Origin of the sequence: Methylobacterium sp. GC_Met_2 (assembly GCF_026540795.1) — a bacterium.
Taxonomy (GTDB): Bacteria; Pseudomonadota; Alphaproteobacteria; order Rhizobiales; family Beijerinckiaceae; genus Methylobacterium.
Genome location: NZ_JALNUM010000011.1, coordinates 35,393 through 59,282, shown reverse-complemented (window position 1 = coordinate 59,282; position 23,890 = coordinate 35,393). Strand labels below are relative to the sequence as shown.

The 23,890-nt window shown below is 69.7% G+C and carries 18 protein-coding genes; 10 read left to right on the top strand and 8 right to left on the bottom strand.

Annotation, left to right across the window (positions count from 1 at the left end; all coding sequences use genetic code 11):
* Positions 1–433 precede the first annotated feature (433 nt).
* On the top strand, positions 434–1,933 hold the full coding sequence (locus OXS49_RS06565; RefSeq protein ID WP_267422891.1) for a DUF2252 domain-containing protein: 1,500 nt from the start codon (positions 434–436) through the stop codon (positions 1,931–1,933).
* Between the two features lie 25 nt (positions 1,934–1,958).
* On the opposite strand, the gene OXS49_RS06560 is transcribed toward OXS49_RS06565, so the two are convergent.
* The 8 genes from OXS49_RS06560 to OXS49_RS06525 all read right to left on the bottom strand — a co-directional run bounded on the left by OXS49_RS06560 (position 1,959) and on the right by OXS49_RS06525 (position 13,098).
* Entirely contained in the window at positions 1,959–5,012 is a 3,054-nt protein-coding gene (locus OXS49_RS06560; protein WP_267422889.1) for a response regulator, read from the bottom strand.
* A gap of 286 nt (positions 5,013–5,298) precedes the next feature.
* Positions 5,299–6,603 (bottom strand): MFS transporter, encoded by a 1,305-nt coding sequence (locus OXS49_RS06555; protein ID WP_267422888.1) that lies wholly within the window; start codon positions 6,601–6,603, stop codon positions 5,299–5,301.
* Positions 6,604–6,723: 120 nt separating this feature from the next.
* Positions 6,724–7,413, bottom strand: coding sequence for a 4-carboxy-4-hydroxy-2-oxoadipate aldolase/oxaloacetate decarboxylase (locus tag OXS49_RS06550; RefSeq protein WP_267422886.1), 690 nt, complete (start codon positions 7,411–7,413; stop codon positions 6,724–6,726).
* Positions 7,410–8,135, bottom strand: a complete 726-nt coding sequence (locus tag OXS49_RS06545; RefSeq protein WP_267422885.1) for a PIG-L deacetylase family protein — start codon at positions 8,133–8,135, stop codon at positions 7,410–7,412. Before OXS49_RS06545 ends, OXS49_RS06550 begins: the two co-directional genes overlap by 4 nt.
* Before the next feature lie 186 nt (positions 8,136–8,321).
* Positions 8,322–9,218 carry a LysR family transcriptional regulator gene (locus OXS49_RS06540; protein WP_267422884.1) on the bottom strand — a complete coding sequence of 299 codons (897 nt, stop codon included), beginning with the start codon at positions 9,216–9,218 and terminating at the stop codon, positions 8,322–8,324.
* 113 nt (positions 9,219–9,331) lie between these two features.
* The gene (locus OXS49_RS06535; protein WP_267422883.1) at positions 9,332–10,783 is read right to left on the bottom strand and encodes an MmgE/PrpD family protein; all 1,452 of its coding nucleotides are present in this window, start codon (positions 10,781–10,783) and stop codon (positions 9,332–9,334) included.
* Positions 10,784–10,836: 53 nt separating this feature from the next.
* Positions 10,837–11,820, bottom strand: coding sequence for a 2-hydroxyacid dehydrogenase (locus tag OXS49_RS06530; protein WP_267422882.1), 984 nt, complete (start codon positions 11,818–11,820; stop codon positions 10,837–10,839).
* Between the two features lie 21 nt (positions 11,821–11,841).
* Positions 11,842–13,098: an alpha-hydroxy acid oxidase gene (locus OXS49_RS06525; protein ID WP_267422880.1), complete on the bottom strand. Its 1,257-nt coding sequence runs from the start codon at positions 13,096–13,098 to the stop codon at positions 11,842–11,844.
* A gap of 317 nt (positions 13,099–13,415) precedes the next feature.
* Here OXS49_RS06525 and OXS49_RS06520 point away from each other — a divergent pair, with 317 nt between their 5' ends.
* From OXS49_RS06520 to OXS49_RS06480, 9 genes are all read left to right on the top strand, one after another.
* A complete protein-coding gene (locus tag OXS49_RS06520; protein WP_267422878.1) occupies positions 13,416–14,309 on the top strand; it encodes an amidohydrolase family protein in 894 nt (297 codons plus the stop codon).
* Between the two features lie 122 nt (positions 14,310–14,431).
* Positions 14,432–15,202, top strand: coding sequence for an IclR family transcriptional regulator C-terminal domain-containing protein (locus tag OXS49_RS33590; protein WP_267422877.1), 771 nt, complete (start codon positions 14,432–14,434; stop codon positions 15,200–15,202).
* Between the two features lie 102 nt (positions 15,203–15,304).
* Positions 15,305–16,108 (top strand): class II aldolase/adducin family protein, encoded by an 804-nt coding sequence (locus OXS49_RS06510; protein ID WP_244006336.1) that lies wholly within the window; start codon positions 15,305–15,307, stop codon positions 16,106–16,108.
* Between the two features lie 11 nt (positions 16,109–16,119).
* Positions 16,120–17,493 (top strand): MmgE/PrpD family protein, encoded by a 1,374-nt coding sequence (locus tag OXS49_RS06505; RefSeq protein ID WP_267422935.1) that lies wholly within the window; start codon positions 16,120–16,122, stop codon positions 17,491–17,493.
* A 70-nt stretch (positions 17,494–17,563) separates the two neighbouring features.
* Positions 17,564–18,907 (top strand): MFS transporter, encoded by a 1,344-nt coding sequence (locus tag OXS49_RS06500; RefSeq protein ID WP_267422876.1) that lies wholly within the window; start codon positions 17,564–17,566, stop codon positions 18,905–18,907.
* 14 nt (positions 18,908–18,921) lie between these two features.
* Complete coding sequence (locus OXS49_RS06495) at positions 18,922–20,367, top strand: MFS transporter (RefSeq protein ID WP_267422875.1); 1,446 nt, start codon at positions 18,922–18,924, stop codon at positions 20,365–20,367.
* Positions 20,316–21,104 carry an enoyl-CoA hydratase gene (locus OXS49_RS06490; protein ID WP_267422874.1) on the top strand — a complete coding sequence of 263 codons (789 nt, stop codon included), beginning with the start codon at positions 20,316–20,318 and terminating at the stop codon, positions 21,102–21,104. The genes OXS49_RS06495 and OXS49_RS06490 overlap by 52 nt, the downstream gene beginning before the upstream one ends.
* 73 nt (positions 21,105–21,177) lie before the next feature.
* The gene (locus OXS49_RS06485; RefSeq protein WP_267422873.1) at positions 21,178–22,350 is read left to right on the top strand and encodes a CoA transferase; all 1,173 of its coding nucleotides are present in this window, start codon (positions 21,178–21,180) and stop codon (positions 22,348–22,350) included.
* A 69-nt stretch (positions 22,351–22,419) separates the two neighbouring features.
* Positions 22,420–23,727, top strand: coding sequence for an MFS transporter (locus OXS49_RS06480; protein ID WP_244006343.1), 1,308 nt, complete (start codon positions 22,420–22,422; stop codon positions 23,725–23,727).
* The last annotated feature ends 163 nt before the right edge of the window (positions 23,728–23,890 follow it).

Below are 23,890 nucleotides of genomic sequence, written 5' to 3'. Positions count from 1 at the left end.
CGCACACCTCGCATCGGCAAACTTAGCGCAACGGCGTGTGAGGCTTCGGTTGCGAATAGTAAGCATCACAGGTTGATGCCACTGAAGATTCTATGCGGCCGCCGAGGATACAGCTGGCGACTAATTTATCTTCATTCATCCCATCTAGGGAGCCGCCCTAGAATCGTTGCGCCATCGCGATCACGCGACGCTGAGACCGCGCGGTGAGTTCGAGCCGCAGGGTGATGATGGGGAGGGGATAGTCATAGTTGCGAACGAGAGCGGGGCCTTCGTCGCCCAGCCACGCTGCTTGGCTGCAACCCTGCGGGCGAGGTGCCGAGCGATAGTGGCTGAGGATGCGGTGGGTTCGGTGTGCGGTTAAGTCCACGTTGAGCGGAAAGGTTTATTCCCCGGCCAAGTCGTTGGTGTGGTCTGAGGCGGTTGGACGAGGTCGATGGAACGTTCAGCGCAGTCCACGGATACCTCCTCGGCGGCGGCCGATGAGTATGAGGCGGTGATCGGAGCTGCCGAGGAGGCGGTCCTAGAGCCCCTGGCAGACTTCCCGCACATCGACCTGCGCTCGGGCGTGGAGCCGTGGGAGAAACGTCGCGCCGCCGGCAAGATCCTGCGCCGGGATCTACCGCATTCGGCTCATGCCGTGCTCGATCTCGCCCGCGACCGTCCCGACCCGGTCACGCTCATCGAGGCGGCCCACGAGGGGCGACAGTCGTATCTGCTTCCGCTGCGGGTCGCCCGCATGGCGTCCTCGCCGTTCGCCTTCCTGCGCGGGGCCGCTCAGGTCATGGCCTGGGATCTCGCGCAGGGACCGCGCGGCGCGATCGACGTGGTGATGAACGGCGATGCCCATATCTCGAATTTCGGCCTGTTTGGCTCACCCCAGGGCGAGGTGGTGCTGGACCTCAACGACTTCGACGAGGTCACGGTCGGGCCGTGGGAGTGGGACCTAAAGCGCCTGTGCGCGAGCATCGAGGTCGCCGCGCGGCATGCCGACGTCCCGCCGGCCGAACGGCGGCAGGCGGTACTAAGCGCGGTGGCGGGTTACCAGCACACGATGGACGACCTCGCCCCGCGCGGTTCGCTCGACGTCTGGCAGCGCGCGGCGCGCGCCGAGGACCTCGCCTTCGCCGGCATTGAGATCGACGCGCGTTCGCAGGCCGTGGTGCGCAAGGCTGTCGAGAAGGCGCGGCGGAAGAACAACACGAGCTTGCTCGATCGGGTGGGCGAGCGGCGCACGGACGGCGGCTGGCGCTTCCGCGAGGAGCCGCCAATCCTCGTCCGCGTCGACGAGGCGACGCGTGAGGCCGTCACCACCGGCCTGGAGCGTTACGCCGAGACGCTGCCGCGCGAGCGGCGGTTCATGCTCAGCCGCTACCACGTGGTTGACGTCGCGCATCGCGTCGTGGGCGTCGGCAGCGTCGGCACCCGCGCGTACGTCGCGCTGCTGTGCGGCAACTCGGATCAGGACGCGCTCTTCCTCCAGGTGAAGGAAGCCGTGCGACCGGCCCACGCGCCGTATCTACGCGGCATGCCCAAGCCCTACGCCGACCACGAGGGCGAGCGCGTGATCTACGGCCAGCGCCTGCTACAGGCGGTGGGCGATCCGCTGCTGGGCTGGACGAAGATCAAGGGGCGGCCGTTCTACGTGCGGCAGATGAAGAACATGAAGGGCGAGATCCCGGTCGCCCGCATGACGGGCCGGTCGCTCCAGTACTTCTCGCACGCCTTCGGCGCCCTGCTCGCCAAGGCCCACGCGCGGACCGGGGATGCGGCGGCGATCGCGGGCTATTGCGGTCATGACGGCCGCGCCGACCTGCGGGAGGCCCTGGCCGATTGGGCGATGGCCTACGGCGACCGGAACGAGGCGGACTATCAGGCGTTCCGGACGGCCATCGCGGCGGGCAGGCTCCGAGCGGCCGACGATCCACACCTATGATTCGGTGGGCGCATCGACGAGCCGATCACCCGGACAACGTCGTTATCCCGGATCCGTCGGCCTGATCCGATCCCAGCCCACCGTGCTGATGCTCGGTGGGATCGGCTTCGTAGAGCGTCTTCAGGAGTGCCGAGAGGTCGGAGAAGGATAGGCCGGCCTTCTGCACCACGCGGTCGGCCTGCCCGGCCAGCTGGCGGAAGTCGTCCGCCGTGACGTCTTTGGCCGTCAGAACCACCACGGGGATGTCGTACCACTCCGGGCGGGTGCGCAGCAGGCGCAAGAAGCCGAAGCCGTCGAGTTCCGGCATCATCAGGTCGAGCAGGATCAGCCGCGGCCGGTGCTCGCCGACCGCCGTCAAGCCAGTTCGGCCGTCCGCCGCCGTGACCACCTGCCAGCCCTCCCGGGACAGCTGGGATGCCATCAACGCGCGTAGGTCGGCGTCGTCGTCCACGATCAGCACCGGCCCGTCGTGGGGCTTCGGCCGGAATCGCTCCATTGCTTCCTTCAATTGTACCCAGTCGACCGGCTTCTGCAGGTAGTCGGTCGCCCCGAGCGAGAACGCGAGGTTCTGCTCGTTAAGCACCGTGACCATGATCACCGGCAGATCACCCAGCTCCGGGTCGGCGCGCAGCGCGCGCAGCACCGCCCATCCGTCCATGCGCGGCATGGTCACGTCGAGCAGGATCGCCCGTGGGCGTCGGGCATGGGCCTGCTCCAGCCCCGCCGTCCCATCGGCTGCCGTCGCGACGTGGAAGCCCTCCTTGGTCAGGAAGCGCGCGAGCAGGTCACGGGTCGCCTGGTCGTCATCGATGACCAGAACCTCGCTGCCTTGCACGGCTTGATCATCGGATCGCGGCACGCCGGACGATGACCCGGGCGGTGCGTGTATCTCCTCGCCTCCGGCCGCGCTGGCTAAAACGGTCAGGGTGAAGGTCGTACCCTGGCCCTCACGGCTCACGACCGCGATGTCACCGCCGAGCATATGCGCAAACGCACGGGTAATTGCCAATCCCAGCCCCGTGCCGCCGAAGCGCCGCGTCGTCGAGGCGTCGGCCTGACTGAAGCGCTGGAACAGTCGCGCGACCTGCTCCTCACTCATGCCGATGCCGGTATCGGAAACGGCAAAAACCAGTCGGTCGCCCTCGGCATCCGTCTGCCGGCGTGCCGACAGGGTGATGCGCCCGCCTTCCGTGAACTTGGCCGCGTTGCTCAGCAGGTTGATCAGGCACTGGCGCAGCTTGGTCGCGTCGGTGTAGGCGCCGCCGAGCCCGTCCGCGAGATCGAGAACGAGGGCGTTGCCCTTCTTCTCGACCAGCGCCTCGACGGTGGCGGCGACATCGCGCACGGTCGCGGCGACGTCGAGGTTCTCGGGGTACACCTCCATGCGCTCGGCCTCGATCTTCGAGAGGTCGAGGACATCGTTGATCAGTCCGAGCAGGTGGCGCGCGTTCGCCTCGATCTTCTTCATGTCCGGAAGCAGGTCCGCCTGGCCGGCGTCCTCCATCTCCTCCTGCAGCATCTCCGAGTAGCCGATCACCGCCGAGAGCGGCGTGCGCAACTCATGGCTCATGTTGGCCAGGAACTCGGATTTGGCACGGTTGGCCTCCTCGGCGGCCTCCTTCGCCGCCGCGAGCACGTGCTCGGAACGCTTGCGTGCGTCGATGTCGGAGACGACGACGACACCGCCGACGAGCTTGCCATCCGGATCACGCATCGGCGCGCCCGCGAAGCCGATCCAGGCGTGCGAGCCGTCGCCGCGCTGATAGTCGACCTCCAGCTCCGCCTGAGGCTCGCCCTCGCGTACCACCTGGATCAGTGGCCACTCTCTCGGCTCGACCGGCCGACCATCCTCGTGGAAGCCGACCCAACGGGCTGGTCCCTCGCCGGGTTGCGCGGGCAGTACCCCGTGCCCGAGGATCGCCTCGGCCCGGGCGTTGTGGCCGGTGATCCGGCCGGATGGCGCCTCGGCGATGAGCACTCCTACCGGCAACGTATCGAGCACGGTCCGCAGCAGCGCCTCGCCCGCGCGTACCTGCGCCTCGGACAGCGCCGCCGTGGTCACATCGGAGACCACGACTCCAACGCCGATCGCCGCCGGCCCCTCTTCTTGCTGCAGCGGATAGAAGCTCATGCGGAAATGGCGCGCCCCGCCCGGCGCGCTCTCGCTCGGAACGCTGATGGGCACATCGGCGCTGACCAAGCCATGATCGCGTGCCGCTTCCAATAGAGGTGTGAGCTGATCTTCCAGCTTAGGGAGAAGCGTCCAGATCGGCGCGCCGAGATCCGCCCCGAAGCCGCGCTCGCTCATCGTCGCCAACGCGCGGTTCATGTGACGGATCTTCAGATCACCGTCGAGGAAGCCCAGCCCGACCGGGGCATTAGCTAGCACGCCCTCGAACAGCCCACTGCTGCGCTGGCTCTCGCGGCGGCGGACGAGGGCGAGGCGCGCCAACAGCGTCACGGCGAGGCTGGCACAGAGGAGACTGAACGCGGTCAGGATGGCGTAGCGCAGCCTGTCGTAGCGTTCGCTCTCAGCCAGCGCTTCGCCGGCGCGCTGCTCTGCAGCCGCGGTCGCGACGCGGATCGCGTCCATCAAGCGCTTGCCCTCGCCCGTCTCGACCAGGGCCGCAGCGGCGTGGAAGCCTTGATCGCGACGGACAGTCACGACGCGGTCGGAGAACACCCTCTCGCCGTCGATCAGCGTGCGCACGGGGGCGAGCGCGGCGACGGCAGGATCGAGGGCCGTGCGGTCAAAAGCATCGAGGTGGGCGGCTTCATCCCCGATGCGGTTGAGTGCGTCGGCGTACGGTTCGAGGTACTCGGGCTTGCCGGTCAAGGCGTAGCCGCGCATGCCGGTCTCCAGATCCTTCATGGTCGAGAGCAGGCGATCACTGCGGCTGATCAACGCGCGCTGGCGCGATTGCTCCCGACGCGCGGCTTCGCCAGCGACGAAGTTCCAACCGGCTAGGGTGACGGCTAACCCGAGCAGTGCATAGGCCAGGGGCGAGCTCGGCAGGCCGGCGAGGGGGCGCGAGCCGCGCCAACCGGGGCGTCGTATGAGCGAGGCCGTATCGGGCATATGAGCTACCTATGCCCCTTTTCATTCGGGCATTCGACACTCGTAGCCGTCGAACCCCATGGAACGCGAGTCTGAGTTCCATAGGGTACCCCTATGCGAACGGTCGAGCATACCAAGCAGCGTCCGCTTACGGGATGTCGTGACAGCCCGCTGAGTGACCGGGATGGGCGCAAAGCCGAGCGACCGGTTTTGCGCCTATCGGCGATCCGGCATGGTGAAGTCTGGCCGAAAGCGGACCAGCGGCTTTCGGCCACAAAGGTTGAGAAGCCGCCGCTCGGTTGCAGAGTTAGGCCGACACGATGCGCGATGCGTGTTGCGTTTGACCGACCGCAGGTGCCTGCCCGCCACTCTGGTCGTGGAGATCCGTTCCGGCCGTCTCCGGCATGAGCAGCGCCGCGCAGAAGGCGACCCCGTAGGCGCAGAGGGCGCAGGCGCCCATCGCCGTCCCCAGCGGCCAGCTCGCGGACAGGAGGCCCACCGTGGCGGGCACGACCGAACCGAAGCCGCGCCCGCCCCCGAGGCAGAAGCCCTGGCCGCTCGCCCGGATCGACGTGGGGAACAATTCCGCGAAGGTCGGCAGCATGCCCGAGGCCAGGGCCCCCTGGAACGCGCCCAGGAAGAAGCTCAAAACGATGGTCGTGGTGAGGCCGATCGGCGCGAGCAGTAGGATCGCGACGTTGCTGGATTGCAGCACAAGGAAGGTCATGAAGGCCGGGCGGCGGCCGATCCGGTCCGACAGCCAGCCGTAGAGGAGCGGGCCGACCAGGGAGCCGAGGATGTTCATCGCGAGATAGCCGGTGCTCGACTTGATCGAGAGGCCGAGCGCCGTGCGCAGGTAGGTCGGCAGCCACGTGATCATCACGTAGGCGCCGCCGAAGATGCCGGTCGACATGATCGCGGCGGCAGCCGTGCGGCGCAGGTGCCGGCCCGTAAAGATCGTCCAGAACGGCGGCGGCACGACACCAGCGCGCTGAGCCGCCCGCGCCTCGGCGTAGATTCCGGATTCCGGGACGAGTCGGCGGATGAAGAAGACGAGGCCTGCCGGGATGATGCCGATGGCGAAGAAGACGCGCCAGCCCGTCTCCTCGGAGAACAGGGATGCGATGACCGGCAGGAGGCTGACCGAGATCGCGTAGCCGACCGCGTAGCTGCTCTGGACGGAGGCCGCGACCCGCCCTCGCAGGGCCGGACGGATCACCTCGCTGATCAGGACCCCGCCGACCGCGGCCTCGCCGCCGTAGCCGAGTCCCTGGAGGAAGCGGACGAGGGCGAGGGACCAGAAGTCGCTCATGAACGCCGCCAGGCAGGTGAAACCCGCGACCATCAGGATGGTGACCTGCAGGATCCTGACCCGGCCGATCCGGTCGGCCAGGATGCCGGCGGCCCAGCCGCCGACCGCAGCCCCGGCGAGGGAGGCCGTGGCGAGGTATCCGGCCTCGGCCTGCGTCAGGCCGAGCGTCGCGATCAGCGCCGGGATGACGAGGGCGTAGATCGTGGTGTCCATGGCGTCGAGCCCGAACCCCGCGAAGCAGGCCCAGTAGGTTCGGCGCTCGGTCCGATCGAGCGTGTGGTACCAGCCGAGCTTCATCATGTTGCGTCTCCTCCGGCCATGCGGGATCGCGCGCCGGTCGCCCGCAGGCCGGGCGGGCTGCACAATGCAGCCGGCGCCGTCTCTTCGCGGACGGTCGGCCGGCCTCTGTCCGGGCGTTCGTCAGTCCTGCGGATCGTCGTGGTATTCGAGGCCGGCGGCCGCCAGCGCCGGGCGCATCCCGTAGATGTCGAGACCGAGTTCTCCGGCGGCGAGCCGGGCGCGCTTGGTGACTTCGTTCGCGGCCCGCGCGTCCGCCTTCGCGGCGACGGCTTCGGCCTCGGCGTGCGGTACGACCACGACACCGTCATCGTCCGCCACGATCGCGTCGCCCGGCCGGACCAGGGCGCCGGCGCAGACCACGGGCACGTTGACGCTGCCCAGCGTCGCCTTGACCGTGCCCTTGGCCGAGATCGCCCGCGACCAGACCGGGAAGCCCATCTCCTTGAGTGCGCGCACGTCGCGGCAGCCCGCGTCGATCACCAGGCCGACGGCGCCGCGCGCCTTCAGCGATGTGGCAAGCAGGTCGCCGAACATGCCGTCGGTGTTGTCGGTCGTGCAGGCCACCACCAGGACGTCGCCGGGGCGGCACTGCTCGATGGCCACGTGCAGCATCCAGTTGTCGCCGGGCTGCGCCAGCACGGTCACGGCGCTGCCGGCGATGGCGGTGCCCTCCCAGATCGGGCGCATGTAGGTCTTCAGGAGGCCGGTGCGCCCCTGCGCCTCGTGGACCGTGGAGACGCCGTGCCCGGCGAGCGTCGCGGCGACGGCCGGCGCGACGCGGGGGATGTTGCGGACGACGACGTTGCTCATGCCAATTCCTCGAGCGTCATCGGGAAGAGGCGCTGATAGGCCTCCCCGTAGGTCATCGCCGTTCCGGAGTTGCGGCCGCCCTGGACGCCGCGGTTGAGCGCGACGCGCGTATAGTATTCCCAGAGGTGCTTCTGCGCGGCGAGCACTTGGAACGCGCGGAACTTGGTCTCCCACACGGCATCGATGTTTAGGATGACCTGGGGCTTGAAATTGCACTGCTCCGGCTGGTGCGGCTCGAACAGGAACACGGGCGGCGCGGCGTAGCTGCGGTCCGGGTCCGGCTTGTGCCCGGCCGCCTGGGCGATCACCCGGGCCTCCTGCGCCACATGGGCGGCGACCGGATGGTCGAAATTGTAGGGATCTTCGAGAGCGTGGGTCAGCACGAAGGCCGGACGCTCCTCGCGATAGACGTCGACGAGCCGGTCGAGGACGGCTTCGCCGACCCGCAGGGGATAGTCGCCGACGTCGAGGAACTCGATTTCGGCGCCGAGAATGCCGGCCGCCTCCTCGGCCTCGGCGCGGCGCTGCGCCTTGACGTCCTCGATGCGCACGCCGGCCTTCTTCCAGGCCCACTGGCTCTCGCCGCGCTCGCCGAACGACAGGCAGACGATCTTCATCCGGTAGCCCTTGGCCGCGTGCAGGGCGATGGCGCCGCCGGCGCGCCAGACGAAATCGCCCGGATGGGCTGTCACGACGAGGCCCGATCGGGTTGCAGCCGCCATGTCTCATCTCTCCCGGAGCGTGCGTCGCTTCTCGCGCACTATCGTGCATGCAGAGCTATCGCCGTCAGTCCGAGCAAACAAATGAATAGATTGAGGCTATTGATGCGGGTTATCGAATAATGCTCGCTGGCTCGGCGCACATCGGCACGATGCCACCGGACCGGGTCGTGCCGGGAGGCAGCGCGGTCAGAGCGCGTTGAAGTACGCCTGGATAATCCGCGCCAAGCTCTCCGCCACCGGCGACAGGGTGTGATTGCGGCGCGTCACGATGCCGATCGTCCGCGCGATGCTCGGGGCCCGGAGCGGCACGGCGACGATCTTTCCCTCATCGGCGGCCTGAAAGGCGAGGCGCGGCACGACGGTCACGCCCAGGCCCCCGCGCACCATGCCGATGGCGGTGGCGACGCGGTGCACCTCGTAGGCCCAGGTCACGTCGGCGTAGCGTCCCCCCAGCCCCGCCGCGATGAGCAGGTTGTTGCCGGTCTGCTCCCCGATCTTGATCAGGATCTCGCGGTCCAGCTCGGACCACGTCACCACCTTCGCGCCGGCGAGCGCGTGATCGGCCCGGCACACCACCACGAAGGCTTCCTGGTGGATGGGCGTGATGTCGAGGTCGTAGTGCTGGGCCGACATGATGGTGATGCCGAACTCAGCCTCGCCTGCCCGCACCCGCTCGATGATCGCGGTGGCCGATTGATCAAGGACGCGGACCAGCACGCCCGGGTGGGCGGCGCTGAACCCCCGCAGGATGACGGGGAGATGGTGGCCGGCGATCGTCGGCAGGCAGCCGAACCGGACGACGTCCTGGCTCTCGCGGCCCTGCCGCCGCAGCGTCCCGAAGATCTGGGAGAGCTCGTCGACGATGCGCTGCGCGCTCGGCAGAAGCTCGACACCGGCGGCCGTTAGCGTGACCTGCCGCGTCGTCCGCGCGACCAGCCTGACGCCGAGCTCGTCCTCCAGCTTCTTCAGGCGGTGGCTCAGGGCCGCCTGCGAGAGGCTGAGGCTGGCCGCGGCCCGGTTGAAGCTTCCCCAGTTGGCAATGCTGAGGAAGGCTTGAAGGCCCAGAAAGTCGATCCGCTCCATCACCCCTCGCAGCCCCGCGCCCCTCGCGCCGCGACATGCGATCGCTTCGCCGGAGCCGGGGCGGAATTGCGCGCAGCGCGTAGCGTGTCCAGGGCGGCGGTCGCGGCGCCCGATCAGCTCAGGCGCAGCAGGCCGGCGACGTCGCGCATGGTCCCCACCGACTCGAGGGCGAGGACGGTGTCGATCAGCCGGGACGTCTTGTCCGCCCCGAGGACCGGCGCCATCAGATCGCGGCACTTGCTTACCACCTCCGCGCGCGGCATCGGGTTGTCGGCCGTGCCGCGGACCGCCAGCACCGTGTCGGACAGGACCGTCCCGTCGTTCAGCGCGATCTCCACGATGGCGGCGCGTGCCGGCTCGAGGCGCTCCAGCTCGTCGCTCGGGATCAGCCGGACCTTGGCGCGCATCCGCAGCACCGTCGGATCGGCCATGCGGTCCTTGTCATGCGCCGCCTGGAACGAGGCCGTCCCGTCGAGCAGCATGATCGCCACCATGTGCTGGAGGCAGATGTCGGGCATGTCGCGGTTGTCGACGACCCGAGCCTCGGTGTGGGCGACGCGGACGGTGACCGACTGGATCGTCCCGGGATCGACGGAGCGGCGCTGGAGGATGTTGCTCAGGGCATCCAGCGGCGCCTGGATCGGGGAGCCCACCGTCCATTTCTTGATGTTGGTGCGGGAGATCTCGTAGCGCGCGCCCAGCTCGGCCGTCAGCGCATCCAGGCGGGCATCGGGCGCGTAGGCCAGGAAGTAATTGTCGGCGCCCGAGAAGATGTCGTCGATGCCGGTGCATCCCGCCTTTACCATCAGCGCCGCGGTGAGGCCGCTGCGCGCGGGCATCCCGGCGAACACGAAGGACTTTTCGATGTGCTGCGTGTCGCGGGTCCAGGCGCCGATCCCGGAGGATTGCTGAGCCGCATAGTCGAGGACCCAGCGCATCTGCTGCGCGTCGAGCCCGGCGGTGCAGGCGGCCGCCGCCGCGGCCCCGAAGGCCCCCGCGATGGCGTGGGTGCTCTTGTGGCTGGTGTTGCGGAACGGGATCGCGTCGAAGCTGAGGGTGACCCGCGGGCCGACATCGTAGCCGAGCGTCACGGCGCGCAGGAAGCGCGTGCCGTCGATCCCGAATTTCTCCGCGGCGGCGAGCGCCGCCGGCACGATCGGCGCGCCCGGATGCGACTGCGAGAACTCGTTCGAATCGTCGGTCTCGTCCGAATGCGCCAGCATGCCGTTGACCAGCGCCGCCACGAGCGGGTCGGCCGTGTCTCTGGAAGCGACGAGCGTCGCGTTGCCGGAGCCGCCGTAGGAGGCCGCGAAGCTGTAGGCGGCCTTGGCCGGCAGCAGGCCGGAGCCCGACACCATGGCGGCGAAGGTGTCGAGGATGTGGTGCTTGGCCGCCTCGACGACCGCGTCCGGAAGCGGCCGGTCCGCGGCCTCGGCCATGTAGGCGCTGAGCTTCGCCATGACGGGGCTGATGGTGCCTGTCGCCGCCAGGGCGCGCAGCGGCGTGGTCCCCAGGACGGCGCCAGCACCGGCGCCGCGCAGCAGGGCGCGGCGGCTCGCGCGCATCGGATTGCCTCTCGGTGACATCTTTGCTCCGGACGGTTCGTGGTGCGCGCGGTTCAGGCGCGCTCGGGGATCGGCGAGAGGACGGGCTCGCCCGCGAAGAAGGCGGTGAGATTGGCCACGACCTGACCGATCGTCGCCTCCAGGGTCTCCGGCGAGCGCCCGGCGATGTGGGGCGACAGCACCACGTTCGGCAGCGCGCACAGGGAAGCCGGCACCGCAGGCTCGCCCTCGATCACGTCGAGCGCCGCCCCGGCGAGGCGGCCCGCCTCCAGGGCCTCGATCAGGGCCTCGGTGTCCACGACCGAGCCGCGCCCGACATTGATGAGGAAGCCGCCAGGGCCGAGGGCGTCGAGGGCCGCGCGGCCGACGCAGTGACGGGTCGCAGCGCCGCCCGGCAGTGCCACGAAAAGCACGTCCGCCCAGGCGCAGAGATCGCCGAGGCTCGGGGCGTAGTCCCACGGCACGTCCGGGACCGGCCGGCGGTTGTGGTAGCGCACCGCCATGTCGAAGCCGGCGCAGCGCCGGGCGATGCGGCTGCCGATCCCGCCGAGCCCCAGGATGCCGGCGCGCCTGCCCTGCGCCCCCGGCCGGGCGGTCCCGCCCTCCCGCCCGCGGCCCGCCCGGGCGGCGGCGTCGAAGCGCGGGATGTCGCGCAGCACCGCCAGGAACAGGGCGAGGGCGTGATCGGCCACGCAGCCCGCGTTGATGCCCGTGCCGTGCGTGATGACGATCCCGCGTGCCTGGGCCGCCGGCAGGTCGACGCCCTCATGGCCGACGCCCTGTGCGCAGATGATCCCGAGATTGGGCAGAACCGCGATCAGGGCGGCCGGGATCGGCGTCGTGCCGTTCGTCACGATGGCCCGGATGCGGTCGCCCGCCCGCGCGGCGAGGTCGGTGCGGGCCTCGGGCGTGACGGCCTGGTGCACGGTGAAGCGAGCCTTCAACCGGTCGAGGGCGAAGGGCGCGAGGTCGATCGCCAGGAGCACGTCCGGCTTCAGCCCGCCCGCTTCGCCGGGCTTCGACGACCGATCGCTCATGCGCGCTCCCTCCTCCGACATTCAGGTCCGCGGCCCGGCCGGAACGGGGTACAGGCGATCGGACCCGAGCTCGGACAGGGCGTTCACGCCGAGCAGGCCCATGTTGCGCACGATCTCATCCTTCAGGATCGCGATCGCGCGCTCGACCTCGGACTGGCCGCCGATTGCGGCGGCGTAGAGGAACGGCCGTCCGACGAACACGAAGGCGGCGCCCAGCGCCAGCGCCTTCAGCATGTCCGTGCCGCGGCGGAAGCCGCTGTCGATCATCACCGGGATCGTCCCGCCAAGCGCCGCGACGACCGCCGGCAGTGTGCGAAAGGGCGAGACCGTGGCGTCGAGCTGCCGGCCGCCGTGGTTCGACAGGATCACCCCGTCGGCGCCTAGATCCCGGGCCGCGACGGCGTCGGCCGCCGCCATGATTCCCTTGATCACCAGCCGGCCGCGCCAGCGCGCCCGCACCAGCCGCAGGTGGTCCCAGCACAGGTGGTCGCGGTTGCCGAAATCCCGCAGCACCGAGGCGGACAGGATCGGCGCCCCCCGCACCGCGTAGGAATTCTCGAAATGCGGCATGCCGTGGCGCGCCAGCGTGCGCAGGAACGTGCCCGCGGTCCAGCGCGGGCATGCGAGCCCGTCGAGGGCAAGGCGCAGGCTCGGCCGGAGCGGCGTCGAGAAGCCGGTGCGGGTGATGTTCTCGCGGTTGCCGGAGACAACGGTGTCGACGGTCACGACCAGCGTGCCGAAGCCCGCTTCCGCCACCCGGTCGACCAGGGCGGCGATCCGATCGGGCTCTGCGGGCAAGTAAGCCTGGAACCACGCGTCCGGGTTGTGCGGGATCACGTCCTCCATGCGGATGAGGGACGAGCCGCTCATGATCATCGGCACCCGCGCCGCCCGCGCGGCCGCCGCCAGCACGATGTCCCCGCGATAGGCGGCAAGCGCGCTCAGGCCCATCGGGGCGATGCCGAACGGCGCGGCATAATCCCGGCCGAGCACCGTCGCGGCGGATGTGCGCGCACCGACCCCGACCAAAACCCGCGGCACGAACCCGACCTCGCGCAGCGCCCGCCGGTTGTCGTCGCGCGCCGCATTGGTTTCCGCGGCGCCCGCGATGTAGCCAAATACGGGCCGCGGCAGGTGCCGCCGCGCTGCCGCCTCGTAATCCGCCAGGGCCAGCGCAACGGGCCTGCCGCGCCGGCGCGCCGTCCTAGCGGTCTCGGTCGCCGCCGTGCCGGGGCTCACTTCCGTGCGGCCGGGCAGTTTCTGGGCGCCTGACGCCATCGATCGTCCGTTCGGTGCTGGGCCGGGTGTCGCGATGCCCGCAAGGCGGCGGAACCCTAGCCGCGTGTTTCACAAGTGTGTAAGATCGGCTGCCGGCTGTCCATAGGTCAGTTCTTTCGAGACAGCCGCGTTGTGCGCAATGGGTGACTGAGCGCGACGAAGTCTGTCAGCGCACAAGAGTGGGGTGAAACCGCGTTGTGGTGACGGACGACGTGCCGGGATAACGCCGATGTTGCCTCAGAAAATTTATATCCGTGCATTGTGGCCGCATCGGCAGCAGGCCATCAAGGGTGCCAGAATCAAGCCGGAGGACGCCCATGAGCCGCGACTGCCTCGCCCCGCAGGCGCCAGCGCCGCCGGGCTTTGCGCTGCCGGAAGGTGCCTGCGACAGCCACACCCACGTGTTCGGGCCCTACGCGCGCTACCCCCTGGCGGAGGATCGCAGCTACACGCCGCCGGAGAACGACGGCGCGGCCCTCCTGAGCCAGCTCGACGCCATGGGCCTCGCCCGGTGCGTGATCGTCACCGCCAGCGCCTACGGGGCCGACAACCGCGCCATGCTGGATGCGCTCGCGCAGGCCCCCGACCGCCTGCGCGGCGTCGCGGTCCTGTCCGACGGCGTCAGCGAGGCCGAACTCGACGCCCTGACGGCAGCCGGCGTGCGCGGCGTGCGCGTCAACCTGTTCCGGCGGGACGGCCGTCAGGTCTACCGCAACGGCATGGGGCTGGAGGCTTTGAGGGCGCTTTCGCCGCGGCTGCGGGCGCGGGGCTGGCACCTCCAGGCGTGGCTGCACGCGCCGGACCTGCTCGAGCTCTGGCCGGCCCTCGCCGCCAGCGGCATGCCGGTGGTGATCGACCATATGGGCCGCATGAGCACGGCGCGTGGCGTCGACGATCCGGGCTTCACGCAGCTGTCCCGCCTCGTGGCGGACGGGGCTGCCTGGACGAAGATCTCGGGGGCGGACCGCCTCACCGCGGCGGGTTCCCCCTTCGACGACGTCGATCCCTTCGCCGCGGCGCTGATCGCGGCCAATCCGGAGCGCCTCGTCTGGGGCAGTGACTGGCCGCACATCAACTATTTCGGCGGCGCGACCGACCTGGGCGTCCCGTCGGATGCGGATCTGCTGCGGGCGCTGCGGCGCTGGACGGATGACCGGAGCCTGCGCCGCATCCTGGTGGACAACCCGGCCACGCTCTACGGCTTCCCGTGAGCGCCGCCGCTACCGGGATTCCGCGCCTTCCGGTATCACCAACCGGTCGTCGGAGGAGCGGGTCGGCCGGACTGGGGCATGTGTTTCATATATGTGAATAAAATGCTCGTGGTGCGGGCCTCGTGACCCTACGTGCGGACATCCCGCCCGAGGCACAGGGCGCGGCCGTCAAGTCGGCCCGCCGCGTGGTCGAGGTGCTGGAGCATTTTGACCGCGTCCAGTGCCCGCAATCGCTCACCGAGATCGCGCTGGCGCTGGGCTATCCGGCCTCCAGCACCCTGGCCCTGCTTAAGAGCCTGCTGGCCCTCGATTATCTGTCTTACGACTTCGAGCGTCGCACCTACAGTCCGACCATGCGGGTGGCGATGCTCGGCGCCTGGGTGCAGGCCTGCGTGTTCCGCGACGGGGTGCTGATCCGCCTGATGGAGGCACTGCAGGAGGCGACCGGCGAGACTGTCGTTCTCGGCATGCAGAACGATCTTCACGTGCAGTACATCCATGTCGTCCAGGCGCGCCATCTCCTGCGCTATCACCTGCACCCCGGTACGTTCCGGCCGATCCACTCCACGGCCGCTGGCCGCATGCTGCTGGCCCACCAGTCGCGGGACGCGATCGCCCGCTTGGTCCGGCAACTCGACCGGCGTGCCGGAGTGACCCTCGATCTCGACGCCTTCTGGGACGGCCTCCAAGAGTTTCGCGCCGCGGGTTTCGCGTGGTCGGCCAATCAGGTCACCGAGGGCGCCGGGACCATGGCGGTGCTCGCGCCCAAGATGGCCGATGGCCGTGCCACCGTCCTCGGGGTCGCCGGCCCCCTGTCGCGGCTCGAACCGAACCGGGAGCGGATCCTCGCGAGCCTGCGCAGCATCGTCGGGCCACCGCGTGTCGATCCCTAGAATTCACGGTTGTAAATTTTGCGGAAGTGAGCGACCCTCCGGTCAACACACGCCGATGCGCCGGGTCCCGCGGGACCTGCGTCGGACAGACGGGAGGAGCGGATGACGAGCGGCATCGCCGAGCTTCGGGGGAAGCGCTACGACCTCGACCTCCCCTCGCTGCGCGACCAGGTCTCGCCCGCGGAGTGGGAGGCGCGGGTCAACCTCGCGGCCTGCTACCGGCTGGTCGCCCTCTGGGATATGACCGACATGATCGCGAACCACATCTCGGTTCGCGTCCCCGGCGAGCCGGAGCACTTCCTGATCAATGCCTACGGTCTGCTCTACGAGGAGATCTCCGCCTCGAACCTCGTGAAGATCGATTTCGACGGCAACATCGTCGACAAGCCCGCCTTCGATTACGGCGTGAACCGCGCCGGCTTCGTGATCCACAGCGCGGTCCACCGGGCACGGCACGAGGTCGATTGCGTAATCCACACGCACACGCCGGCCGGCATGGCGATCTCCGCCATGAAGTGCGGCCTGCTGCCGATGACCCAGACGGCGATGCGCTTCTCGACGGTCGCCTACCACGATTACGAGGGCGTGGCGGTCGATCTCGAAGAACAGAAGCGCATCGTGGACGATCTCGGCGACGCCGACCTGATGATCCTGCGCAACCACGGCCTCCTGGTCGTCGGGCCGACCGTGCCGCAGGCCTTCAGCAACATCTACCGCGCGGAACTCGCCTGCAAGGCGCAACTCATGGCGATGGCGGCGAGCACCGACCTCGTCCTGCCCTCGGATGAGGTGATCGCCAAGACCAACCACCTCTACCGGCCGGAAGTGCGCCGCCCGTTCGGCGTGCTCGAATGGCCGGCCCTCCTGCGCAAGCTCGACCGGATCGATCCGACCTACCGGGACTGACCGCCGTGGCCATGGCGCATCCCGGCACGGTGATCGAGACGCTGGCGGACTACGCGGCTTCCGAAGGCGAGCGATCGCTGCCGGCGGATGTGTTGCATCACGCCAAGCGCGCCCTGATCGACTGGTTCGCCGCGCTCCTGCCGGGCGCGCAACTCCCGCCCGCGACCCTGCTCGCCGCGGCGCTCGCGGATGAGTTCGGGACGGCCGGCGGCGCCGTGGTGTACGGCACCGGGCGTCGGGCCCCCTTGCGCACGGCGGCGCTGATCAACGCCACCGCCTCGCATAGCGTCGAATTCGACGACATCTTTCGCGATGCGATCTATCATCCGGGCTGCCCGGTGATCGGCGCGGCGCTCGCCGCCGCGCAAACGGTCGGCGCCGACGGCGCGGCTCTGCTGCGCGCCATCGTCATCGGCTACGAGGTCTCGACACGCATCGGCGTGGCGGTCCAGCCCTCACACTATCACTACTGGCACACGACCGGCACGATCGGGACCTTCGGGGCCGCCGCCGCGACCGCGTCCCTGCTCGGCCTCGATGCTGGGCGCTTCGCCCACGCGCTGGCCACCGCCGCCACGATGGCGGCCGGGCTCCAGCAAGCCTTCCGCTCGGACGCCATGTCGAAGCCGCTCCATGCCGGGCACGCCGCGGAAGCCGGTGCCCTCGCGGCGCTCGCGGCCAGCCGCGGGGTCACCGGCGCCCTCGACGTGCTGGAGGGCGAGGCCGGGTTCGGGGCCGCGATGAGCCGGGGCGCCGAGTGGGCGCACGCTGTCGATGAACTCGGGCGCCGCTACAACATCTGCGCCATGACGTTCAAGAACCACGGCTGCTGCGGCCACGCCTTCGCGGCGATCGACGCCGCCCTGGCGCTGCGGCCGGATCTCGACCTCGACGCCATTGCGGCGATCACCATCGGCACCTACCGGACGGCCCTCGACGTCACCGACCGGCGCACGGTCGCGACGCCCTTCGAGGGGCGGTTCTCGACGCCCTTCACGGTGGCGAGCGCCCTGGTCCATGGCAGCGTGCGCCTCGACGCGGTCTCGCCGGAGCGCCTCTCCGATCCGCGGGTCCAGGCGCTGATGCGCCGGGTCACGATGGTGGTCGACCCGGAAAGCGAGGCCGCGTTCCCGGCCCGGCGCTCGGCCGTGGTGACCATCACCCTGACGGACGGGCGCCGCCTCATGCAGCGGCAGCCGACCCGCAAGGGCGATCCGGACACGCCGCTCACCGACGACGAGCTGGCCGACAAGTTCCGCGAACTCGCCGTCCCCGCTGTGGGGGACGCAGCGGCGGCCGACCTGCTGGCGGCTCTGCGCACGCTGGACACGGCCCCGGCCAAGGCGGTGGCGCGGCTCGGGCTCGGACCGCCGATGCCGGACTAGGCGGGCGCGCCGCAAGACCATACCCGCCAGAGCCGCCAGATCGGCCGGCGGCCTCCAGGGAGGAGAGCGCATGGACACGCGGGCAATCCCCGCCGGCCTCGCCGTACAGGACGGCACGCGGTCGGACGGGGTGACGGACCTGGAGCGTGACACGATCCGCCGGATCAACCGGCGGTTCATGCCGATCCTCGTCATCGCCTACATGGTCTCGTTCATCGACCGGGTGAATGTCGGCTTCGCGGCGCTGACCGCCAACAAGGAACTCGGCCTCTCGGCCACCGCCTACGGCTGGGGCGCCGGGATCTTCTTCCTCGGCTACTTTCTGTTCGAGTATCCCAGCAACGTGATGATGGGCCGGGTCGGCGCCCGCTTCTGGCTGTCCCGCATCATGATCACCTGGGGCTTCATCTCGGCCGGGATGGCGCTGGTGACCGGGCCGGTCTCGTTCTGTATCGCCCGGTTCCTGCTAGGGGTCGCGGAGGCCGGGTTCTTCCCCGGCCTGCTGCTGTTCGCCTCCCTCTGGTACCCGAAGGCCTACCGCGCCCGCTGCATCGGCATCATGCTGGTCGGTATGGCGATGTCGAGCCTCGTGGGCGCGCCGATCTCCGGGCTGCTGCTCGGGCTCGACGGGTGGCTCGGCCTGTCCGGCTGGCAGTGGATGTACATCCTCGAAGGGCTGCCGGCCGTCGTCCTCGGCGTGCTGCTGCTGTTCGTCCTGACCGACACGCCCGACAAGGCCGAATGGCTCAGCCGCGAGCAGCGGGACTGGCTGCGCCGGACGCTCGCCGCCGAGCCGGTCCGGGCGCACGCCGCGCCGAACGTCTGGGCGACGATCCGCGACCCGCGGGTGCTGTTCTACGCGCTGCTGTTCTTCAACGTCACCGCGGCGAGCTACGGCTTGAGCCTGTGGCTTCCGCAGATCATCAAGGCCGCCGGCCTGACCAACGCCCAGACGGGCTTCGTCACCGCGATACCCTACGCGTTCGGCACGCTGGCGATGGTGCTGGGCGGCTGGTGGTCGGATCGGCACGCGGACCGGATCGTGCCGACCGCCGCCATGACGTTCCTGGTGGCCGCCGGCCTCACGGCCTCGGTCTGGCTCGCCCAGCCGCTCGCGCAGTTCGCCGCGATCTGCGTGGTGATGATCGGGATCTACGGACTCAAGGGTCCGTCGCTGGCGCTCTACACCGAGAGCTTCCCGGGGCCGGCGGCAGCCGGCTCGATCGCCATGGTGACGGCGCTCGGCAACCTGTCCGGCTTCCTGCCCCCCTACCTCGTCGGCTGGATCAAAGAATCGACGGGGCACTTCGCCTACGGCCTCCTGTTCCCGGCCGTGGTCGCGTTCCTGGGGGGCGTGCAGGCCCTGCTCGCCCCCGCCTTCGAGCGGCGCGTCGCCGCCTCCGCGGCACGATGACGGAGGGACGCGCGATGCTCGCCACGGACACCGCCCTCGGGGCCGCGCGCCCTGCCCTTCACACCCGCGTCGCCTCGATCCTCGGCGGATCGGTGGGCAACCTGATCGAGTGGTTCGATCTGCACATCTACACGGCGTTCTCGCTCTACTTCGCGCCGCAATTCTTCCCCGGCGACTCGCCGAACGTGCAGCTCCTCAACGCCGCCGGGATCTTCGCCCTGGGCTTCCTGCTGCGGCCCCTCGGGAGCTGGATCTTCGGCATCTACGCCGACCGGCACGGGCGGCGCACCGCGCTGAGCCTGTGCGTGACCCTGATGTGCGCGGGCTCGCTGATGATCGCGATCTGCCCGACCTACACCCAGGCCGGGATTCTGGCGCCGGCTTTGCTGCTCCTCGCGCGCATGCTTCAGGGCCTGTCGCTCGGCGGCGAGTACGGAGCGAGTTCCGTCTACCTGACGGAGATCGCGGATCCGCGGCGCCGCGGCTTCTTCAGCAGCTTCAACTACGTGACGCTGATCTCCGGCCAGCTGCTGGCGACAGCCTTGCTGGTTTTGATGCGGATCCTGCTCAGCACCGACCAGATCGCCGCCTGGGGCTGGCGCATCCCCTTCGCCATCGGGGCGGCCTGCGCGGTGATCGGCTACGCCCTGCGCCGGAACATCGCCGAGACGGACCAGTTCAAGGCGCTCCAGCGCCGGGGCCCGCCGGAGCGGCCAACCCTGCGCCTCCTGGCCCACCCGCGCGCGCTGGTCTTGGTCGCCGGCATGACCGTCGGCGGCACGGTCGCGTTCTTCACCTACACCGTCTACATGCACCGTTTCCTGTCGAATTCGGCGGGGCTGACGCGGGACCAGACGACGCTGGTCTCCTGCGCCACGCTGTTCGTGTTCGCCCTGCTGCAGCCCTTGCTCGGCGCGCTGTCGGACCGGATCGGGCGCAAGCCCCTGCTGCTCGCCTTCGGCGTATTCGGGACGCTCGGCACCGTGCCGCTGATGACCGCGATGACCCGGGTCCACGATGCGTGGTCGGCACTCATCCTCCTCATGATCGCGCTCGTCATCGTGTCCGGCTACACGTCGGTGAACTCGGTGGTGAAGGCGGAGCTGTTCCCGACCAGCGTGCGCGTCCTCGGCGTGGGCCTTCCTTATACTTTGGCGACGTCCCTGTTCGGCGGCAGCGCCGAGTATGTCGGCCTGTGGTTCAAGCATCTCGGCCACGAGAGCCTGTTCTTCTACTACGTCAGCGCCTGCATCGCCTGCACCTTCGTCACGACGCTGTTCCTCAAGGAGGGCGGCACGGCGAGCCTCGATCCGGAGCGGGTCGCGGGAAGCCTTGCGGGCGGGGACGACGCGCGCGACCGGTTCCCGATCCGTGACGATCACAGCCAGACCGACCAAGGATTGACCCCATGGCAGACCCCCAACTCATCGTGCAGCGGGATGGGCCGATCGGCTGGCTGATCTTCAGCAACGTCGCCAAGCACAACGCCATGACGTTCGAGATGTGGGGCGGCGTGCCCGAGGCGATCGCCGGCCTCGCGGAGGATCCGGAGATCCGCATCCTCGCGCTGAAGGGCGCGGGCGAGAAGGCGTTCGTGTCCGGCGCCGACATCTCCGAGTTCGAGACGAAGCGCGGCTCCAGCGAGGCCCAGATGGCCTATAACGCCGCCGCGGATGCGGCGACGGCCATCATCCAGACCTGCCCCAAGCCGACGCTCGCCATGGTGCGCGGCTACTGCATCGGCGGCGGCCTCGCCCTGGCGCTGGCCTGTGACCTGCGCTTCGCCGCCGAGGGTACGCGGTTCGCGATCCCGGCGGCCAAGCTCGGCCTGGGCTACCGCTACGCCGGCATGCGCCGCCTCGTCGACGTGGTCGGCCCCTCGCGGGCCAAGGACATCTTCTATTCGGCGCGCCAGTTCGACACCGCCGAGGCGCTCGGCATGGGGCTGATCAACCGGGTCGTCCCCAAAGAGGCACTGGAGGAGGAGGTCCGCGGCTACGGAGCCCGCGTCGCCGCCAACGCGCCGCTGACGATCGCGGCCGCCAAGCTCGCCATCGACGCGGCCACCACCGAGCCCGGCCCGGATGCGCTGGCCGCCATCGACCGGGCGATCAAGGCCTGCTTCGCCAGCGAGGATTACCGGGAGGGTCCGATCGCCTTCCGCGAGAAGCGGCCGCCGAACTTCAAGGGCCGCTGAGCGGCCCCCGACCCGCCACACCGCGCGAAACCTTGCCACGCAGAACCCTGCGACGCGAAACCGGGAGACGCCCATGCCCTCCGCCCATGCGCTGAGCCGCTTCACGGTGCTGGATCTCACCCGCGTGCGCTCGGGGCCCACGGCGGTGCGCCAACTCGCCGATTGGGGCGCGGACGTCATCAAGATCGAGCCCCCCGGGGGCGACCGGATCGGCGGCAACCGCGACGGCTCGGATTTCCAGAACCTGCACCGCAACAAGCGCAGCCTCACCCTCGACCTGAAGCAGCCCGAGGGCGTCGCCGTGCTGAAGCGGCTCGCGCACTCGGCCGACGTGCTCGTCGAGAATTTCCGGCCGGACGTGAAGGACCGTCTCGGCATCGGCTACGCGGCGCTGGCGGCCGAGAACCCCCGGCTCGTCTACGCCAGCATCTCCGGCTACGGGCAGGACGGCCCCTACCGCATGCGCCCCGGGCTCGATCAGATCGCGCAGGGGATGGGCGGGCTGATGTCGATCACCGGCGAGGCCGGCGGGGGGCCGGTGCGGGCCGGCATCGCGGTCGCCGATTCGAGCGCCGGCCTGTACTGCGCCCTCGGCATCCTGACGGCGCTCCTGGAGCGGGAGCAGTCGGGCCAGGGGCAGTGGGTCCAGACCTCGCTCCTGCAGGCGCAGATCGCGCTGCTCGACTTCCAGGCGGCGCGCTGGACCATGGACCACGAGGTCCCGCCGCAGATCGGCAACCACCACCCGACCGCCAGCCCCATGGGCGCGTTCCCGGCGGCCGACGGGCACGTGAACATCGCGCCGATCGGCGAGGCCATGTGGCGGCGCCTGTGCGCCGTGCTGGGCCATCCCGAATGGGCCGAGGATCCGCGCTTCGCCGACCAGCGGGCGCGCGGCCGCAACCGCCACGACCTCGCCGAGGCGATCACCGCGGTGACGCGGACCCGGACAGCCGCCCATTGGGTCGAGGCCCTGAACGCGGCCGAGATCGCCTGCGGCCCGGTCTACACGATGGATCAGGTCTTCTCCGACCCGCAGGTGCAGCATCTCGGCATGGCCGAGACGGTGGAGCATCGACGCCTCGGGCCCATCGGTCTCATCGCCCAGCCGATCCGGATGTCCCGCTCGGAAGGGCATGTACGAACGGCGGCGCCCGATCTCGGCGCGCAGAGCGACACGATCCTGCACGCCTTCGGCTTCGACGCGCAGGCGGTGGCGGACCTGCGGGAGAAGCGCGTGATCTGAAGACCGGCCAGCCCGGCCCCGAGACCGGGCGGCCATCAGGGAGGACACCATGTCGGACCGGAGACGCCCATGGACCGCTTGAGCCTCGCCGCGGTCCCGGACCGCGCACCCACGGCCGCACGGGTGACGTCGAGCACCCGGGTCTTCTGGATCACCTGGGCGGGCTGGATGCTCGATGGCTTCGACTCGGCCATCTACATCTTCGTGCTGGTCCCGGCGGTGTCGGACCTCCTCGCGGCCGGGGGCATCGAGCCCGCCCGCGGTACGATCGCGCTCTACGGCGGCTACTTCTTCTCGATCTTCATGCTGGGCTGGGCCTGCTCGATGTTCTGGGGCTGGCTCGCCGACCGGATCGGGCGCGTGAAGGTGATGTGCCTGACGATCCTCGTCTACTCGGTGTTCACCGGGCTTTGCGGCCTCGCGGGCGGGCTCGCCTCGTTCGCCGTGTTCCGGTTCTGCGCAGGATTCGGCGTCGGCGGCGAGTGGGCGGCGGGAACGCCGCTGCTTCACGAGTCGGTGGACGAGCATCAGCGCGTGCGGCTCGCGGGCTGGCTCCACACCGCGACGCCGACCGGCCTGCTGCTGGGCGCGGCCGCCTCGTTTCTCGCCCCTGTGATCGGCTGGCGGGGCATGTTCTTCCTGGGCGTGCTGCCCGCCCTCCTAGTCGTGGCGATCCGCGCCACCGTGCAGGAACCGCCGCGGGCACAGCAGGCGCGGACCGAGCCCGGCGCCGATCAGCCGAGCCTCGCCGCCATGTTCACGGGGCCGCAGGGCCGCACCACCTGGGCGGCCGGGCTGATGATGTCGTGCATCATCCTGGGCCTGTGGTCCTCGACCTATTGGGCGCCGACCCTGGTGATCAGCAAGCTCGTCGCGACGGGGTCGACGCCGGCCGCCGCCCAGAAGGTGGCGGCGATCAGCGGGATCATCACCAACATCGGCACGCTGATCGGCTGCCTCGCGATGCCGTTCATCGCGACGTGGTTCGGCAGCCGCCGCCGGACGGCCACGGCCTTCTTCCTCGGCGCCTTCACCATCAACCTGGTGGCCTATCTCGGCGCAGCCGTCTGGCTCGACAGCGTCACGCTGTTCATCGCGCTGTTGCCGCTCGTCGGCTTCTTCACCAACGCGGTGTTCGCGCTCTACACGATCTGGCTGCCCGAGCTGTTCCCGACGCGCCGCCGGGCCTTCGGGTCCGGCTTCGCCTTCAGCTTCGGGCGCATCCTCGGCGCGCTTGGGCCGACGATCGTCGGCAGCCTCGTGGTCGTGACAGGATCGTATCCGGAAGCCCTGGCGATCATCTCGCTGATCTATCTCATCGGCTTGCCGACAATCTGGCTGGCTCCTGAGACCGCGAACAAGGCGCTTCCTGTCTGAGAGCGGAATGGTCTCCTGGATCCGACGATCTGGCAGGTCCAGATGTTTCGTCCGAACACTGCGGGGAAATTCTACGCTATCGTACAAGATGCAAACATCTGGTGTTGAGGATTAATTATCTTCGTCAGTCTACTCGGTTTGGTCTAACATGGTTGTGGGGCGC